Origin of the sequence: Serratia sp. NPDC087055 (assembly GCF_044900985.1) — a bacterium.
Classification (GTDB): Bacteria; Pseudomonadota; Gammaproteobacteria; order Enterobacterales; family Enterobacteriaceae; genus Serratia.
The window spans coordinates 150,706-166,980 of the sequence record NZ_JBJDOG010000001.1; the positions used below are offsets into that span (position 1 = coordinate 150,706).

Annotated in this window: 16 protein-coding genes; 11 read left to right on the forward strand and 5 right to left on the reverse strand. The window is 53.9% G+C overall.

Going from position 1 to position 16,275, the window contains the following annotated elements:
- Window positions 1–16: 16 nt before the first annotated feature.
- Both ACI2J2_RS00725 and ACI2J2_RS00730 read left to right on the forward strand, forming a co-directional pair.
- On the forward strand, window positions 17–1,012 hold the full coding sequence (locus tag ACI2J2_RS00725; protein WP_209638851.1) for a DMT family transporter: 996 nt from the start codon (window positions 17–19) through the stop codon (window positions 1,010–1,012).
- A 155-nt stretch (window positions 1,013–1,167) separates the two neighbouring features.
- On the forward strand, window positions 1,168–1,797 hold the full coding sequence (locus ACI2J2_RS00730) for a CatB-related O-acetyltransferase (RefSeq protein WP_404759210.1): 630 nt from the start codon (window positions 1,168–1,170) through the stop codon (window positions 1,795–1,797).
- Window positions 1,798–1,968: 171 nt separating this feature from the next.
- Here the strand turns inward: ACI2J2_RS00730 and ACI2J2_RS00735 are convergent, their stop codons facing one another.
- The 4 genes from ACI2J2_RS00735 to ACI2J2_RS00750 all read right to left on the reverse strand — a co-directional run bounded on the left by ACI2J2_RS00735 (window position 1,969) and on the right by ACI2J2_RS00750 (window position 6,306).
- Entirely contained in the window at window positions 1,969–2,784 is an 816-nt protein-coding gene (locus ACI2J2_RS00735; protein WP_404759211.1) for a hypothetical protein, read from the reverse strand.
- Window positions 2,785–3,352: 568 nt separating this feature from the next.
- Entirely contained in the window at window positions 3,353–4,870 is a 1,518-nt protein-coding gene (locus ACI2J2_RS00740) for a tripartite tricarboxylate transporter permease (RefSeq protein ID WP_209638857.1), read from the reverse strand.
- 11 nt (window positions 4,871–4,881) lie between these two features.
- A complete protein-coding gene (locus ACI2J2_RS00745; protein WP_209638858.1) occupies window positions 4,882–5,313 on the reverse strand; it encodes a tripartite tricarboxylate transporter TctB family protein in 432 nt (143 codons plus the stop codon).
- Between the two features lie 12 nt (window positions 5,314–5,325).
- Window positions 5,326–6,306 (reverse strand): tripartite tricarboxylate transporter substrate binding protein, encoded by a 981-nt coding sequence (locus ACI2J2_RS00750; protein ID WP_209638860.1) that lies wholly within the window; start codon window positions 6,304–6,306, stop codon window positions 5,326–5,328.
- Between the two features lie 298 nt (window positions 6,307–6,604).
- Here ACI2J2_RS00750 and ACI2J2_RS00755 point away from each other — a divergent pair, with 298 nt between their 5' ends.
- From ACI2J2_RS00755 to ACI2J2_RS00765, 3 genes are all read left to right on the forward strand, one after another.
- Window positions 6,605–6,925 carry a hypothetical protein gene (locus ACI2J2_RS00755; protein ID WP_265555630.1) on the forward strand — a complete coding sequence of 107 codons (321 nt, stop codon included), beginning with the start codon at window positions 6,605–6,607 and terminating at the stop codon, window positions 6,923–6,925.
- 221 nt (window positions 6,926–7,146) lie between these two features.
- Window positions 7,147–7,821: a transcriptional regulator TctD gene (gene tctD, locus ACI2J2_RS00760; RefSeq protein WP_209638864.1), complete on the forward strand. Its 675-nt coding sequence runs from the start codon at window positions 7,147–7,149 to the stop codon at window positions 7,819–7,821.
- The gene (locus ACI2J2_RS00765; protein WP_404759212.1) at window positions 7,808–9,226 is read left to right on the forward strand and encodes a sensor histidine kinase N-terminal domain-containing protein; all 1,419 of its coding nucleotides are present in this window, start codon (window positions 7,808–7,810) and stop codon (window positions 9,224–9,226) included. Before tctD ends, ACI2J2_RS00765 begins: the two co-directional genes overlap by 14 nt.
- Here ACI2J2_RS00765 and ACI2J2_RS00770 read toward each other — a convergent pair.
- Complete coding sequence (locus ACI2J2_RS00770) at window positions 9,223–10,125, reverse strand: DMT family transporter (protein ID WP_209638868.1); 903 nt, start codon at window positions 10,123–10,125, stop codon at window positions 9,223–9,225. The genes ACI2J2_RS00765 and ACI2J2_RS00770 overlap by 4 nt on opposite strands.
- Before the next feature lie 117 nt (window positions 10,126–10,242).
- On the opposite strand from ACI2J2_RS00770, the gene ACI2J2_RS00775 reads away from it, so the two are divergent.
- The 6 genes from ACI2J2_RS00775 to accD all read left to right on the forward strand — a co-directional run bounded on the left by ACI2J2_RS00775 (window position 10,243) and on the right by accD (window position 16,114).
- Window positions 10,243–11,016: a helix-turn-helix domain-containing protein gene (locus tag ACI2J2_RS00775; RefSeq protein WP_209638870.1), complete on the forward strand. Its 774-nt coding sequence runs from the start codon at window positions 10,243–10,245 to the stop codon at window positions 11,014–11,016.
- A 174-nt stretch (window positions 11,017–11,190) separates the two neighbouring features.
- Window positions 11,191–12,312: a 4-phosphoerythronate dehydrogenase PdxB gene (pdxB, locus tag ACI2J2_RS00780; protein ID WP_404759213.1), complete on the forward strand. Its 1,122-nt coding sequence runs from the start codon at window positions 11,191–11,193 to the stop codon at window positions 12,310–12,312.
- Between the two features lie 90 nt (window positions 12,313–12,402).
- Window positions 12,403–13,413, forward strand: coding sequence for an aspartate-semialdehyde dehydrogenase (locus ACI2J2_RS00785; RefSeq protein WP_209638874.1), 1,011 nt, complete (start codon window positions 12,403–12,405; stop codon window positions 13,411–13,413).
- Window positions 13,413–14,234 carry a tRNA pseudouridine(38-40) synthase TruA gene (gene truA, locus ACI2J2_RS00790; RefSeq protein WP_404759214.1) on the forward strand — a complete coding sequence of 274 codons (822 nt, stop codon included), beginning with the start codon at window positions 13,413–13,415 and terminating at the stop codon, window positions 14,232–14,234. The genes ACI2J2_RS00785 and truA overlap by 1 nt, the downstream gene beginning before the upstream one ends.
- A gap of 75 nt (window positions 14,235–14,309) precedes the next feature.
- Window positions 14,310–14,972 (forward strand): DedA family protein, encoded by a 663-nt coding sequence (locus tag ACI2J2_RS00795; RefSeq protein ID WP_020827873.1) that lies wholly within the window; start codon window positions 14,310–14,312, stop codon window positions 14,970–14,972.
- 233 nt (window positions 14,973–15,205) lie between these two features.
- Window positions 15,206–16,114 (forward strand): acetyl-CoA carboxylase, carboxyltransferase subunit beta, encoded by a 909-nt coding sequence (accD, locus tag ACI2J2_RS00800; protein ID WP_012146046.1) that lies wholly within the window; start codon window positions 15,206–15,208, stop codon window positions 16,112–16,114.
- Window positions 16,115–16,275 lie beyond the last annotated feature (161 nt).

Consider the following 16,275-nt stretch of genomic DNA (forward strand, 5'->3'; position numbering starts at 1 on the left):
GTTTTTTGAGGGTGTCATGTCATTACCATCAGGTATTTCAGCCAGGCCGGTTTTACCGGGCGCGCGTTTTTTACAGGGCAGCAGTCAGGGATATGCGATCGCGATTATCAGCGCCATGCTACTGGCTTTTACCGCCATCATTATTCGTGTACTTACGGAGTATTATCACCTGCCGACCTTTGTGCTGGCCTTTTGGCGAGCGGCGCTGGTTGCGTTGGTGTTATTGCCGATTCTGTTGTTATTCAAGCCTGAGTGGGCGCGCTTACAGCGTTCACAGGTGCCATTTTATGCTTGTTATGGCTTGTTACTGGCGGTGTTCAACAGTTTGTGGACATTGTCGGTAGCGCTTAACGGTGCGTCGGTGGCAACCATCCTGACTTATTGTTCGGTTGGTTTTACCGTGTTCCTGGGTTGGATGATGTACAGCGAGCGCCTGAGCCTGCGTCAATTGGTGGTGATTGTGGTCAGCCTGGGGGGCTGCTTCTTGGTCAGTAACGGCGACAGCATGGGCAACAGCCATTTCAATGTATTGGGATTGCTGGTGGGCATGTTGTCAGGCATTGGTTATACCCTTTACACGTTGGGGGGGCGGGTGGCGACAGAGCGCCATTACCCGGTGTGGAATACCATTTTGTATGTGTTCGGTTTCTCGGCGATCTATCAGTGGTTGTTCAATGCTGCGCTGACGTTATATCCGTTGGCGGCATTCCATGGCATGACCGGCTCGTTGTGGTTCTTGTCCCACGGCGTTGAGGGCATCGAGTGGCGTGGTTGGCTGTTGCTGCTGACTTTGGCGGCAGGCCCGACGCTGTTGGGATTCGGTTTGTACAACATCAGCTTGAAAACCTTGCCATTGGCGGTGGCTAATCTGATTTTGTCGCTGGAGTTGGTATTCACGGCGGTGATCGCCTATTTCCTGCTGGGGGAAAACATGAATCAGTTGCAGTTGCTGGGCAGCGCGCTGGTTATGGGCGGAGTATTGATGCTGAAGAGCAAGACGGCGGAGGCGTGATTTGTTACCCTTGGGGCGAAGTTTGGAGGCATCAATGACGAACAACCCAAGATTAAAACGGGCGTTAATCGCTTAATCAGGCAGTGTTTTGTGACCGAAAACACTGCCACAGACACTAGGCTGTGGCTCTTGTAACAGATTACAGAGAAAGCGCCATGACTGAAAAACACTGGTCAAAAACAGAGCTACTGCACCAAACGGTGACCAATCCCAACATTATCGTCAAAGGAACCCACAGCTATTACAGCGACTACCTGGATGACGGCTTTGAACGCTCCGTGGTGCGCTATTTACACGGGGATGCGGTGAGTCAACAGTGGCCCCCGCTAGGGGCGATAGACCAATTGCTGATTGGCGATTATGTCTGTATTGCCGCAGAAACCGTTATCCTGATGGGGGGGAACCATACCCACCGCATCGATTGGTTTTGCCTGTACCCGATGATGGAAAGCATCCAGGCTGCCTATAAACCGAAAGGCGATACCCGTTTGGGGGATGGCTGCTGGATAGGGATGCGGGCGATGCTGATGCCGGGCGTGACCATTGGTGAAGGGGCGATAGTTGCCGCAGGCAGTATTGTGACGTCGGACGTTGAGCCTTACACCATTGTGGGCGGTAATCCGGCGCGACCGATAAAGCTGCGATTTTCCCCGCAGATCATTGCTCGGTTACTGGCTTTGCGCATTTATGATTTGTCAGCCGAGGATTTTGCCTGTGTGCAGCCCTTGCTGGCGGGCAATGATATTGCGGGCCTGGAGCGAGCGATAAGCGAAATTAAGCGTTAAATGAACAGGGCAGGGGCGTTTTCCTGCCCTGTTGACTTACTCAGCCTTGGTTGTTTGAAACGTCAGACGGCGTTTGTGAATATACCGCAACCCGGCTTGATTCAGAGTAAGGCTAAACAGTGTAATACGGTGGTTAACATGGGTTGACCACCGGGGTTATGCAGCAGACACCTAGAGGAAGGCAATGTAAATAATAGCATTCCCCGAGAAAGGTCCGGGACTGATGATTTCATTGGCTGTCATTTTTGCTTTTAGGCTTATATTTTTGGGTGTTTTACCCATTAAATAGTAATCAACACCCGTCCATGCGGACTTCCCATCCAAAAATAGGGTTGAATAAAAATTCTTGTTGCCATTTAAATAAATTCTATCTTCGCCTAATGTCGACTGAGAGTATATTTTTACAGTTCCTGTTAGGGAGCACTCAACTGTTCCCTGAATGTTTCTTTCCGCCCCGTAAATTTCATCTTGCGAAAGCGTACCAAAATCTATCACCGTTGGGATATTCACATTACAAGATTGGTTTGGTGGGGGTAATTTACCGCAAACAGAATTGGGCCATAAAAGTGCACCTCCGGATATTGAGGGTGTCCGTGTATAAAAAAGCCCAACGCAGCTGGCATCACTGCCATTTACTTTATAAGGCCTTGAGGTCCAGGGAATGCCAAAGGAAGCTTTCCACGCGATCTCTACTTCTTTTGCCGTTCTGTAATTTTCAATTCGGAGACAGTTGTTAGACTCTATACAGGAACCATATAGCCCAGGATATCGGGTACTGTATTTTACATCCGGACCAATAAAACAAGAGGCCCATCGATAGCAAGGGTTGAGATCGGATGTACTCTCATCCCATGCAACCAAAGATTGAACCACCGTCCAGTTAACAAAAGAGACAGGAAGCATATATGCGCCAGCGACAGCTTGCTGAGAGAATGAAAAAACAATAAAAAAAATGAAATTTTTATACATTGCAATCCCTGGTTTCATATTAATTCCCATTCCATTGTGAAGTTTTCCATGCAGATCCGTTTGTGTTTAAGATGAAAATGATATTCGATGTATGAAGCGGTTTCGTGCAGCGGTGAGGCGTGTCATTTATAATCCTGATTTATAAATGGCAATCATTAGATTGGCCGATTTAATAATTTTATTATAATGAACGCTGCAATTTATATATTGACTAATTTTTGTCCTGTGGCAAATCACTTATACCGATCGATAAAATTCAATCAATAGTCAAATTCTATCAAATTTGTTTTATGAATTGGTTATATCGATCGATTGGTTTCTTGCGTTTTTCCGGGGGCAGAATACATAAGATGATATCTGGATGAGGGACGCCCGCTATCCCGTGCATTGCCAAGTTTTAGGCTGTGTTTGGGTGGCAATGCGGGGACAAGGTACGGAAAAAAGCATCAACAATGAAATCCATACCGTGTTCAAACAAAAAAATCCGGCGTCAGGGGGCTGACGCCGGATTTGTCTCTCGCTGGTCGGATCGTTCAAGCACGCTTAAACGATCGGTATTAGGGTTATTACCTGCCCCCCTGACGACTTAGTCGGCGTTAGCCGCTTCCGCCGACACGCGGCGTTTGCGCAATTTACGCAGCAATGGCGGCAGCACCAATACAGACACCGCCAATACCAGCAGCGTTTGCGCGATGCTGCTGCTCCACAAGATGCCAAACTCTCCGTTGCTGATCGACAGCGCCCGGCGCAGGTTTTGTTCTAACATCTCTCCCAATACGAAACCCAAAATGAGCGGTGACATCGGGAAATGCATTTTCCTCAAAATGTAACCAAACACCCCAAGTCCGATCATCAACAGCAGGTCAAAGGTTGTGCTGTGTACGGCGTACACCCCTACCGCGGATACGGCGGCAATCGCCGGCACCAGGAACCACAGTGGTATGGTCAACATACGGGTAAACAGGCCCACCAACGGCAGGTTCATGATCAGCAAGATCACGTTGGCAATCAGCAGTGCGGCAATCAACCCCCAGACTATATCGGGCTGTTCAGTGAACATCGCCGGGCCTGGCGTGATGTTGTACAGCGTCAGCGCGCCCATCATGACTGCGGTGGTACCAGACCCAGGGACACCCAGCGTTAACATAGGGATGAATGAGCCACAGGCTGAAGCGTTGTTGGCCGCTTCTGGCGCGGCAACCCCGCGAATATCCCCTTTACCGAAGGTGTCGCTGTTGCCGCTGATTTTCTTTTCGGTCATGTAGGTGAGGGCGCTGGCAATCGTGGCGCCGGCACCCGGCAGAATGCCGACAAAGAACCCCACCACGGAAGAACGCAATGTAGGGCCCACGCACTGAGCGGCCTCTTTGCGGTTGAACAATAACCGACCGGTTTTGCGCACCAATTTTTGTCCACCGCTGGTGCTTTCCAGCATCAACAGAATTTCACTGACCGAGAACAGACCGATAACGACCACAATGAACTGCACACCGTCGGAGAGGTGGATGCTGTCGAAGGTGAAGCGGTAAACACCTGTGTTAGCGTCCACCCCGACCGTTGCCAGTCCCAGACCAATCAGCGCCGCCAGCAACGATTTCAGTGGGTTTTGACTCATCATGCTACCCAGACAGGCAATAGCGAATACCATCAGAGCAAAATATTCGGCCGGCCCGAACGCCAGCGACCAACGCGCCAACAGCGGAGCGAACAGGATAATCCCGCCGATAGCAATGAGTGAACCGGTAAAGGAGCTGACCGCCGAGATCGACAGTGCCACGCCGGCACGGCCTTGCTGCGCCATGGGGTAGCCGTCCAATGCGGTCATGATTGCTGCGGCGTCACCCGGGACGTTAAGCAGTATTGAGGAGATGCGGCCACCGTATTCACAGCCGATATACACCGTTGCCAGCAGGATCAGTGCAGATTCGGCCGGCAGCTTAAGGGCAAACGCCAGTGGCAACAGGATTGCCACGCCGTTGATTGGCCCCAGCCCCGGCAGCAAGCCGACAATCGTGCCGACGAAGCAGCCGATCAGAGCGATAATCAGGTTCTGTGGCACCAGTGCCACCTCGAACCCTTGAGATAAGTACATCCAGGTATCCATCGTCGCCCCCGTTAGCTCAGCCAAACGCCGAGTGGCAGTGTTACATCAAGTAAGCGGTCAAAGGCGTAATACAAGGCTACGCCCATGAATGCGCCGGACACCAAAGCTGCCGGTAGACTGGCCTGGAACAACAGGCCAATGCTAAAGGTCAGCAGCGCGGTTGCCAGCGGAAAACCCAGCCATTCGAAGCCCCAGGCATACAGCACCAACGTAATGACCAGTACCAGCAGACGTTGCATCACCTTGTTATGTGGCCACTCAACGGCCTGCGGTTTGTTCAACAGCAACAGCGCAGCACACAGTGCCATCAGGCTGAGAATGGCCAGAGGGAAGGGACGCGGCCCCAGGGGTTCGTAGCTGTATTCGCTCTGGATCCCCCAACCGATAAACAACCCCCCAATGCACAACAGCAGCCAGAGACCGGCGAAAATGCGATCGCTCATGGTATCCCCCTGTTACTTGGCCAGGCCGAAAACTTTGGCTTGTTCGCGGTACTGATTGACCTGGTTTTTCACGTAGGCATCCAGTTCTTTGCCGGTCAGGTTGAATTCGAACAGGCCACGCAGATCACGTTGCTTTTTGAACTCTTCGGTCGTCATCATTTTCTGGAAGGTATCGAGCCACCACTGGTATTCCTCTTCGCTGACCTTCGGGCCGACGTAGAAGCCGCGGATAATCGGCCAGACCAGATTGAAGCCCTGTTCTTTGGCGGTGGGGACATTCGCTAACTGGCCAGGCAGACGTTGGTCGGCATAGACCGCCAGTACGCGAATTTTGTCACCCTGCAAGTAGGGAACCATTTCACTCAGATCGCCTGATACCGCCTGAATGTGGTTGCCGAGCAGTGCGGTCACGGGCTCGCCACCGCCTTCGAACGCGACGTAGCGCATTTTATGGGGATCAATACCCACTTCACGTGCCAGCAGGGCCGTTTTCATCCAGTCCTGGCTCCCGATAGAAGCACCGGCACCGAACACCACGCTGTTTGGATCTTTTTTGAAGGCATCCATCAGGTCTTTCAGCGTTTTATACGGCGAGTCGGCGCGGACGGCGATCATGCCGTAGTCGGTGCCGACAGCGGCCAGCCATTTCACGTCATCCACGTTATAACGGCCGAATTTTCCTTGTGACAGGTTCAGCAGTGACCCACCGGAAAAGGCAACCACCGTGCCGAATTCTGCCGGCCGCTGGGCGACGATGGCGTTATAGGCGACCGCGCCGACACCACCGGGCATATAGGTGACGCGCATCGGTTTATCGATAGCGTGGGTTTCCTGCAAGGACACCTGAATCAGCTTACAAGTGAGGTCAAATCCGCCGCCGGGCTTGGCGGGGGCGATACATTCGGTACGTTTCGGTGCTTCCACGGCAAAGGCTTGATTGGCTGCCAACAGCAGAGCGGTAGCGGTCAGAGTGCGGGTGATTATTTTTTTCATTGCTTTCCCCAAGGTATTTTTCTGTCGTTGCGGATCCCCGCCGATACGGGTTGCTGGATTGTTAAATCAACAACCTTTCATTTACCTTTCAACGGACGAAAAAGTTTTCGGGATGTGATATGCATCTCCTGTTGGGGGCAAAACACCTGTGCTGAAACAGCAGATTGCCTGTGCGCTAACACATGTCAGGGCGCAAGAACAGCCTGTAAACTTGGCTTAAAGGCTGCGTAATGTCAGTTTTACCCTTTTTGTCTTGAGATAAAATGATTAAAAATAAAATGATGATGGGGGGATTGATATGTTTTCATTAGGGAAATTATTCGGTGGCAGGGACAGCGCCAAAGTCAGTGCAATCAAGATGCTACCAACGGCCTATGATGAGATGACAGGGGCCTCGGGGCATTGCCGGTTGAAGCGCCTGCGCCCGGATATCGGTGTTTTTGAACTGCACTTCTCCAAAGATAATGGCGAAAAGTATGCTTGCCAGATGACCGCCTGTGTCACCGGCATTGATATTGTTTTTTCCACCAATAATCGCACTGTGCTGGTTTCACCCCCGTTCAGTCCTGCCAAATTACAGCCGGTATTTGATATTGCCCTCGCCGACAGCGAAAAATAATACCTCGACCACGACGTTAGCCGCCCTCGTCGACAGTTCAGGGTTTATTCAGTGCCGCAATTGTGTTCCAGCTCCCAAAACTGGTCCGGCATAACCCTTCTATCACAGCGGCTTCCATGCCATCCTTCTGTTATAAACATGTTAATTCGTATGACGCCGGATCCTGATGCGATAGCGCAGCATTCGGCCTGCGAGCATAGATGAATCAATGGAATGGAAGCATGCGTCTGTTATTGGTTGAGGACCACCCTGAGTTATCCCATTGGTTGCAAAAGGCGCTGACCGGTGTCGGCTTTGCCGTCGATATTGCGCCAGACGGGTTGGCAGCCGACCATTTGCTGTTAAATGAAACCTACGCGTTGGTGGTGTTAGACGTGGCATTGCCGCGCCTGAATGGTCTGGAACTGCTGGCCCGATTGCGCAAACGTGGGCAGGACTTGCCGGTATTGCTGTTGACGGCCAGAACCGACGTGGCCGATCGGGTGAAGGGACTGAATCTGGGTGCCGACGACTATCTGACGAAACCCTTCGAACTCGATGAGCTGGAAGCCCGCATTCGGGCGTTGCTGCGCCGCAGCGTCGGTGTCACTCAGCAAGCGCTGCAATACGGTGCGCTGACTTATCACGATGAGGGCTATTTCCAACTGGACGACAAGCCGCTGCAACTGACACCGCGTGAACTGGCGGTGCTGACGGCATTGATTCACCGCCGTGGGCGTCCGGTTGCCAAACAGCAGTTGTTCGAACAGGTATTTACCTTGGCCGATGAGGCTAACCCGGAGAGCATTGAACTCTATGTTCACCGGTTGCGGAAAAAGCTGCAGGGCAGCAATGTGGCAATTATCACTCTGCGCGGTCTGGGCTACAGCCTGGAGCTTTGCAATGAGGTGGTTTAACGCGCCGCAATCGTTGTTTTACCAACTGTTATTGTTCTTTGGCTTACCCCTGCTGGTGTTAGGCAGTATCTCGATTTATACCCACTATTTCAGTGCAATGAACGCCGCCACGCTGGCTTACGATCGTACGCTGCTGGCATCGGCGCGCACCGTGGCGGAGCGGCTGGTGGTGCGTAATGGGCGTTTGGAAGCGGACGTCCCCTATGTCGTGCTCGACAGTTTCGAGCGCAACATGAACGATCAACTTTACTACGAGGTGATCTCGCCAGAAGGCCGAAGCATTTCTGGCTATGACGATTTGCCGCCGATGCCGCCCCATATTCTGCGTTCAAGCTTGTATCCCGCATTGGTGCATTTTTATGATGCCGAGTATCGCGGACGCCCGATTCGCGTTGCCGCCTTGTACCAACCCATCAACGAATCTGGCGTGATGGGCATGGCAACCATATTGGTGGCTGAAACGCTGGAGTCACGCCGCTATCTGGCGCGGCAGATGATGCTCTCTGCGCTACTCAGTCAGGGGACCGTGGTCGTGTTGACCATGATCCTGGCCTTTGGGCTTCTCAAGCGGGTGCTCAAACCGATGCGCAAGCTTTCAGGCATCATGTTGCGACGTGATCCGGGGGAATTAACGCCGCTGCCAATGGTGTTGCCCTGGTCGGAAATGCAGCCGCTACTGCTGGCGTTTAACCGTTATATCGAGCGGTTGCGAGTGATGGTGGCACGTCAGGAGCGCTTTAGCGCCGATGCTTCACATCAATTGCGGACGCCGTTAACCGTGCTGAAAACGCAGGTAGGGGTTGCGCTGGCAAGCGATCAGCCGGAGCAGTGGCGGGAAAGTCTGGTCGCGATGAGCGCCACATTGGATAACACCGTGGCGTTGACCGATCGTCTGCTTTATCTCTCAAGGCTCAAAGCCCATGAACACGATGCCGATCGCAAGTTGCAGCCGGTGAACCTGGCGCAGGTGCTGCGAGATGCGTGTTTTTCGCGTCTGCCACAGGCGCGCAGTAAACGTATCGATCTTGGCTATGAGGGAGAGTCGGTATGCTGGGTGGGGGGAGAAGCGCTGCTGCTGACGGAACTGTGCGCCAACCTGTTGGATAACGCACTGAAGTATACGCCGCATCAGGGCATGGTAACGGCAAGGCTCATCATGGACAGATTGGGCGGGGAGGGGGTACTGGAAATTGAAGACAGCGGCCCAGGCATTGCCCAACAGGACGCTGCGCAGGCGCTCCAGCCGTTCCATCGGCTGGATAACGTGGGCGATCAACCCGGCGCAGGGCTGGGGTTGGCGCTGGTGAGCGATATCACCCGTTACCATGGCACCCGCCCAGAGTTGTTAACCTCGGCCACACTGGGTGGCTTACTGGTGCGGGTGCGTTTTCAACTGTTACCTTAGCTTTCGCACTCTGCGGCTTGTTTCGCTTTACGCGCCAACGGAGTACGTAGGCGCTGTGACAGGATTACGCCGAGCAGAGTAATGCCGCCGCCGATCAGGTGGTAACTGTGCAGGTGTTCATGCAGGAACAACACTGCAATGATGGCGGTAAATACCGGTGCCAGATTCATAAAGATAGATGCCGTATTGGCCCCCAAGCGCATAACCCCGTGGATCCACAAGTATGGCGCGATAATCGACGCAGGGATGCCGGCGAACAAGACCAGGGGGATATTCTGACGGGTTAACGCGACGTCTTGCGCCATCAGGAAATTCGGCAACAACAACACCACGCCGAACAGTATCTGTACATACAATGACTGCCAGTTTGGCAGAGCAATCGCCCAGCGTTTGGTCAGCACGCCGTACAGCGCATAAGAGGCGGTAGCGGCAAACATCATCAATTCACCTTTGCCGATACCGTGGTGCAACAATTCCGCCGGGTTACCGGCGCTGACCAGCCAGATCAGACCCCCCAAAGACAACAGGCTGCCGATAGCAATACCCACCGTTGGCGCGACGCGCAACAGCACAATGCTGATCAGAATGGTCAGTAATGGGATCAGCGAGACAATGATGCCCATAAACAGTGCGCTCACGCTGTGTGCTGCGTAGTACGCCAGGCTCTGATACAGCACCATGCCAAGCATGCCGAGAATCATCAATTTCCACCAGTTGGCACGTATTGCCGACCAGTGACGAACTACGCCAGGCAACACGAAGGGGGTCAGGGTGACGAGCGCCAGGAGCCAGCGATAGAAGGAAATGGCGGCCGGATCGATTGCGGTGGCCGAGAGCTTGCTGACCACGGCATTGATTGACCAAATCAAGACCGCCAGCAAAGGGAAGAGCATATTCATGATAATTATTCTCATTAACGACTGACATGCTGGCTAGTTTACGCGTGTCCGGTTTATTATATATAGTGATATCCAGACAATATTTATCCTAAACAAGACAAGTAACGGGACGAAACCATGCCAGAAATCCGTCATTTCCCCGAAGCGCTGATCCCTGCACCGCGTCCGGTGCAATTCCGCTGCGAGGAATTCAATGCGCGTACGGAGTTCCAGCCCCACCGTCATAGCTGGGGGCAATTGATGTGGGTAAAGGCTGGGGTCATGGTGTTACGCATCGGCGGCCAGCGTTTTCTGGCTCCGCCGGAGTTTGTGCTGTGGGCACCGGCGGAAATTGAACACTCCTGTTATAACCAACGTTTGGCACAGTGCCGCATGGTGGATATTGCCTTGCCGCTGTGCGCCGGGCTGCCGGAGGCGCCTTGTCTGGTGAGTGTCACCCCGATTTTTCGGGCCATTGCCGAAGACTTCTACGCCCGCAAACAATACATTCCGCAAAGCAAACAGGATCTGCGCCTGTGTCGTGCGCTGATCGACCAATTGCATGTTTCGCCGGTGCAACAAACGTATTTACCCACATCCGAAGACAAGTTCCTGGCACCGGTACTGGAAGCCCTGGAGCACTGCCCATCGGACAATACCTCACTTGCCGCCTGGGCTGCCCGCGTCTATACCACCGAGCGCACGCTATCGCGACGTTGCCAGCAGGATCTGGGCATGTCGTTCAGCGAATGGCGCCAGCGGCTGCGCTTCTTGCACGCCGTTTCGCTGTTGGAACAGGGGAAAACCGTGCAGGAGGTCGCGCTGGACGTGGGGTATAGCTCGGCATCGGCGTTTATCGTCATGTTTCAGCAAATCGCCGGCACGACACCCGAGCGCTTTCGCCGGGCCTGATTCAGTGGCACACTATTTCCCAGATAACCCTTCATACTTGACGTTGCCTCTGTTTGGCTGCGAGCACACCCCCGTCACTTACTTGAGTAAGCCCCAGGGGATTGCTGCGCTTGCCACCTCGATGCAACGCCAATTATTTTGGGTATAAATAGCCGTAAACCGTCGGAGCAATAAGTGAAAATCCTGGTCGATGAAAATATGCCGTATGCGACTGAATTGTTCAGTCGTTTAGGGAATGTGCAGGCCGTGCCTGGGCGCCCGATCCCGAGCGATGCGCTGGCAGATGCCGATGTGCTGATGGTGCGTTCGGTCACTAAAGTGAATGAAGCGCTGCTGGCCGGCACCCGCGTTGGTTTTGTCGGTACCGCAACCGCGGGCACTGACCATGTAGATGACGCCTGGTTGCAACAGCAAGGTATCGGTTTCTCTGCGGCTCCGGGCTGTAATGCGATTGCCGTGGTGGAATATGTGTTCTCTGCACTGATGCTGCTGGCAGAACGCGACGGTTTTCAATTGCGCGATAAAACCGTCGGCATTATCGGTGTCGGCAATGTAGGGTCGCGTCTGGACGCCCGCTTGAAAGCCTTGGGTGTGCGTACGTTATTGTGCGATCCACCGCGTGCTGAACGGGGCGATAGCGAGGAATTCTGGCCGCTGGAGAAACTGGTGGCAGAAGCCGATGTCCTGACCTTCCACACGCCACTGAATAAATCCGGCCCTTATCACTCGCTGCATTTGGTGGACGCGGAGCTGTTGGCGGCGTTGCCGGATAACCGCATTTTGATTAACGCTTGCCGCGGCCCGGTGGTGGACAATGCTGCGCTGTTGCAGGCGCTGGAAAAAGGTAAAAAACTCAGCACGGTACTGGACGTTTGGGAGCCGGAACCGGAACTGTCTCTGCCGCTGCTGGCGCGGGTGGACATAGGTACTGCACATATCGCTGGCTATACGCTGGAAGGCAAAGCACGCGGCACGACGCAGGTGTTTGAAGCCTTCAGCCGCCACCTGGGGCAGCCTCAGCAGATCGCGCTGGCCTCGCTGTTGCCGGTGCCCGAATTCAGCCAGATCCAACTCAATGGGCCGCTGGACGAAGGCAAATTAAAACGATTGATGCACTTGGTGTATGATGTGCGCCGCGACGATGCGCCGCTGCGTAAAGTGGCCGGGCAACCGGGTGAATTCGATCGTCTGCGCAAGCATTATCAGGAGCGCCGCGAGTGGTCCTCATTGCGCGTCCAGTGCAATGACAGCGCCAGTGCGGAGCTGCTGAACGCGCTGGGCTTTTTGATAGCGTAAGGCTTTCTTAAGCCACAGCGACTAATTTTGTTATCAGGGCGGTGCATTAGCCGCCCATTTGCATTTGAATAAATACTCTGGAGAAACCCAATGTCTGACGGCTGGAATATCGCTCTACTTGGTGCCACTGGCGCGGTAGGTGAAGCGTTGCTGGAATTGTTACAGGAACGCCAGTTCCCGGTGGGCGAACTCTATCCTTTGGCCAGCGAACGTGGTGCAGGTGCGACCGTGCGCTTCAATGGCAAGTCAGTGCTGGTGCAAAAAGCGGAAGAGTTCGACTGGTCGCAAGCTCAGTTAGCATTCTTTGTTGCCGGTACTGAGGCCTCGGCTCGCTATGCGGAAGAAGCAGGCAATATGGGGTGCCTGGTGATCGACACCAGCGGCCTGTTTGCGCTGGAGCCGGATGTTCCACTGGTGGTGCCTGGGGTTAACCCGCAGGTGCTGGCCGATTACCGTAACCGCAATATTGTTGCCGTGGCGGACAGCATGGTCAGCCAACTGCTGACCGCAATCAAACCGCTGACCGAACAGGCCGGGCTTTCTCGCCTGCACGTGACGACCCTGATGTCGGTATCGTCACGCGGCAAAGTGGCTGTCGACGATCTGGCGGGCCAAAGTGCACGCCTGTTGAATGGAATTCCCGCTGAGCCTGGCGTTTTCGCCAAGCAGTTGGCATTCAACCTGTTGCCGTTGCTGACCGACGAGCAGGGCAGCGTGCGTGAAGAACGTTTGATTGTCGATCAGGTGCGTAAAGTGCTGCAGGACGAAGGGTTACCGATTTCCGTGAGCTGCGTGCAGTCGCCGGTGTTCTATGGCCATGCACAGGTCGTTCATCTGGAAGCCCTGCGCCCGATGTCTGCGGAAGAAGCACGTAGCGAACTGGAACAGGTGGATGATATCCAACTGAGCGAAGAAGACGATTACCCAACTCAGGTGACGGAAGCTTCCGGCAGCGACGCGCTGAGCGTTGGCTGCTTGCGTAATGACTACGGCATTCCTGAAATCCTGCAGTTCTGGTCGGTAGCTGACAACGTACGCTTTGGCGGCGCATTGATGGCGATCGAAACCGCAGAACGTCTGGTGCAGGAGCAGATGTACTGATGTCCGAGGTTGTCTTGCCCACCCAGCCGACCTTGAAAATCGCGCTGGGGATTGAATATGACGGTAGCCGTTATTACGGCTGGCAGCGTCAGCAGGAAGTGGCCAGTGTACAGGCCTGTCTGGAACAGGCGTTGAGTAAAGTGGCCAATGCGCCGATCAACGTGCTGTGTGCTGGACGTACCGATGCCGGGGTGCATGCTACCGGCCAGGTGGTGCATTTTGAAACCACCGCGCAGCGTAAGGATGCCGCCTGGACGATGGGGGTAAATACCCATCTGCCGCCGGATATTGCTGTGCGTTGGGTGACCGGCGTTGCTGAAGATTTCCATGCACGCTTCAGCGCTACGGCACGCCGTTACCGCTACATTATTTATAACCACCGTTATCGTCCGGCGGTATTGCAGCAGGGGATGACGCATTTTTATCACCCGCTGGATGCCGAGCGCATGGAGAGGGCGGCGCAGGCGTTGTTGGGCGAAAACGACTTTACGTCGTTTCGCGCCGTGCAATGTCAGTCACGCACGCCATGGCGTAACGTAAAACACGTTAAGGTTACGCGCTATGGTGAGTATATTGTGGTAGATATCAAGGCGAATGCCTTTGTGCATCATATGGTTCGCAATATTGTCGGTAGCCTGATGGAAATTGGCTGCGGCAATCAGGATGAGAATTGGATGGCCGAATTACTGGCACTGAAAGATCGTAATCTGGCTGCGGCGACGGCGCGGGCCGAAGGGTTATACCTGGTTAGCGTTGATTACCCTGAGCACTTTGCCCTACCCCGGCCCCCGATAGGGCCACTGTTTTTACCCGACGATTAAACGCCGGCGCGCCTGACGCGTTGTTCCCTTGTGTACCTGCCGAGTGGGTGAGACACCCGGTAAAAGAGAGAACCTATGGACATCATCAAGTTTGTGATTGATTTTATTCTGCATATTGACGTGCATCTGGCTGAGCTGGTGGCGCAATACGGTATGTGGGTGTACGGTATTTTGTTCCTGATTCTGTTTTGCGAAACCGGGCTGGTGGTGACGCCGTTCTTGCCAGGGGATTCTCTGTTGTTCGTTGCGGGGGCGTTGGCGGCGTTGCCGACCAATGATCTGAATGTACACACTATGGTCGCGCTGATGATAGGTGCGGCGATACTTGGGGATGCGGTGAACTACACTATTGGACGGCTATTCGGAGAAAAGCTTTTCAGCAACCCGAATTCGAAAATCTTCCGTCGCAGTTACCTGGATAAAACGCATCAGTTTTATGAGAAGCATGGCGGGAAGACGATTATTTTGGCGCGTTTTGTACCGATCGTGCGCACATTTGCGCCGTTCGTTGCCGGAATGGGGCATATGTCCTATCGCCATTTTGCGGCTTACAACGTGATTGGTGCGCTGGTTTGGGTGCTGCTGTTCACCTATGCTGGTTATCTCTTCGGCGATTTGCCGATCGTGCAGGAAAACCTGAAACTGTTGATCGTGGCTATCATCATTGTTTCAATTCTGCCGGGCATCATTGAAATTTGGCGCCATAAGCGCGCGGCTGCCCGCCAGCAAAAACAGTAAAAACATCGCTTAACCTGTCGGTTCGACCAGTTTTTTGTCCACAGTGCCGGGCCGATATGGTTTAATGAGCGACATTTATGGTCTGTTCCTGTGAACAACCTTGAAATCAGTGCCTCTGTCGCGCGCTTGTCGCGTTTTACTCGGGCACTTTTTCATTGGGTCTGTTTACGGGGGGATTGTTAAAGCATGAACTGCGGACTGGCGTCTGCCAGGTTCAAACAGAAAGGTCATCGATGAGCTGGATTGAACGAATTCTTAACAAGAGCAATATTACCCAAACCCGTAAGGCGAGCATTCCTGAAGGGGTTTGGACCAAATGCGATAGCTGCGGTCAGGTTCTCTACCGCGCCGAGCTGGAGCGTAATCTGGAAGTGTGCCCAAAATGCGACCACCACATGCGCATGACTGCGCGTATGCGTCTGCATACTCTGCTGGATGAAGGCAGTGAAGTGGAGCTGGGTAGCGAACTGGAACCGAAAGATGTTCTGAAGTTCAAGGATTCCAAGAAATACAAAGATCGTCTGGTTGCCGCACAGAAAGCAACCGGTGAAAAAGATGCGTTGGTCGTGATGAAAGGCACGTTATATGGCATGCCTATTGTCGCCGCGTCGTTTGAATTTGCCTTTATCGGCGGTTCCATGTCGTCTGTAGTCGGTGCGCGCTTTGTGCGTGCTGTTGAGCAGGCGCTGGAAGATAACTGTCCGCTGGTGTGTTTCTCAGCCAGTGGCGGTGCCCGTATGCAGGAAGCGCTGATGTCGCTGATGCAGATGGCGAAGACCAGCGCTGCGCTGGCGAAACTGCAGGAGCGTGGTCTGCCGTACATTTCAGTACTGACTGACCCGACCATGGGTGGCGTTTCCGCCAGTCTGGCAATGCTGGGCGATATCAACATCGCTGAGCCGAAGGCGCTGATCGGCTTTGCCGGTCCACGCGTTATCGAACAGACCGTACGTGAAAAGCTGCCGCCGGGCTTCCAGCGCAGTGAGTTCCTGATTGAGAAAGGCGCGATCGACATGATCGTGCGTCGCCCGGAAATGCGCCAGACCTTGGCGAGTATCCTTTCCAAACTGACCAACCAGCCGCAGCCACATTTCGATGAAGCTGCGCCGGTGTCTGAACAGGAAAATCAGGCCGACGCCTGAGGCAAGCCAGTCACCCGTGTTGGCGCAAGCCAACGCGGGGTTCAGCCGCCATTTTGTGGCTAAGTGGCGGCTGGAAATACCCGATGGATCTCGAGCAACAGCGAGTCACGCTGCGGCTTGAAAACATGGGGTATCATGCAGAGCATCGCCTTTACCGCGGT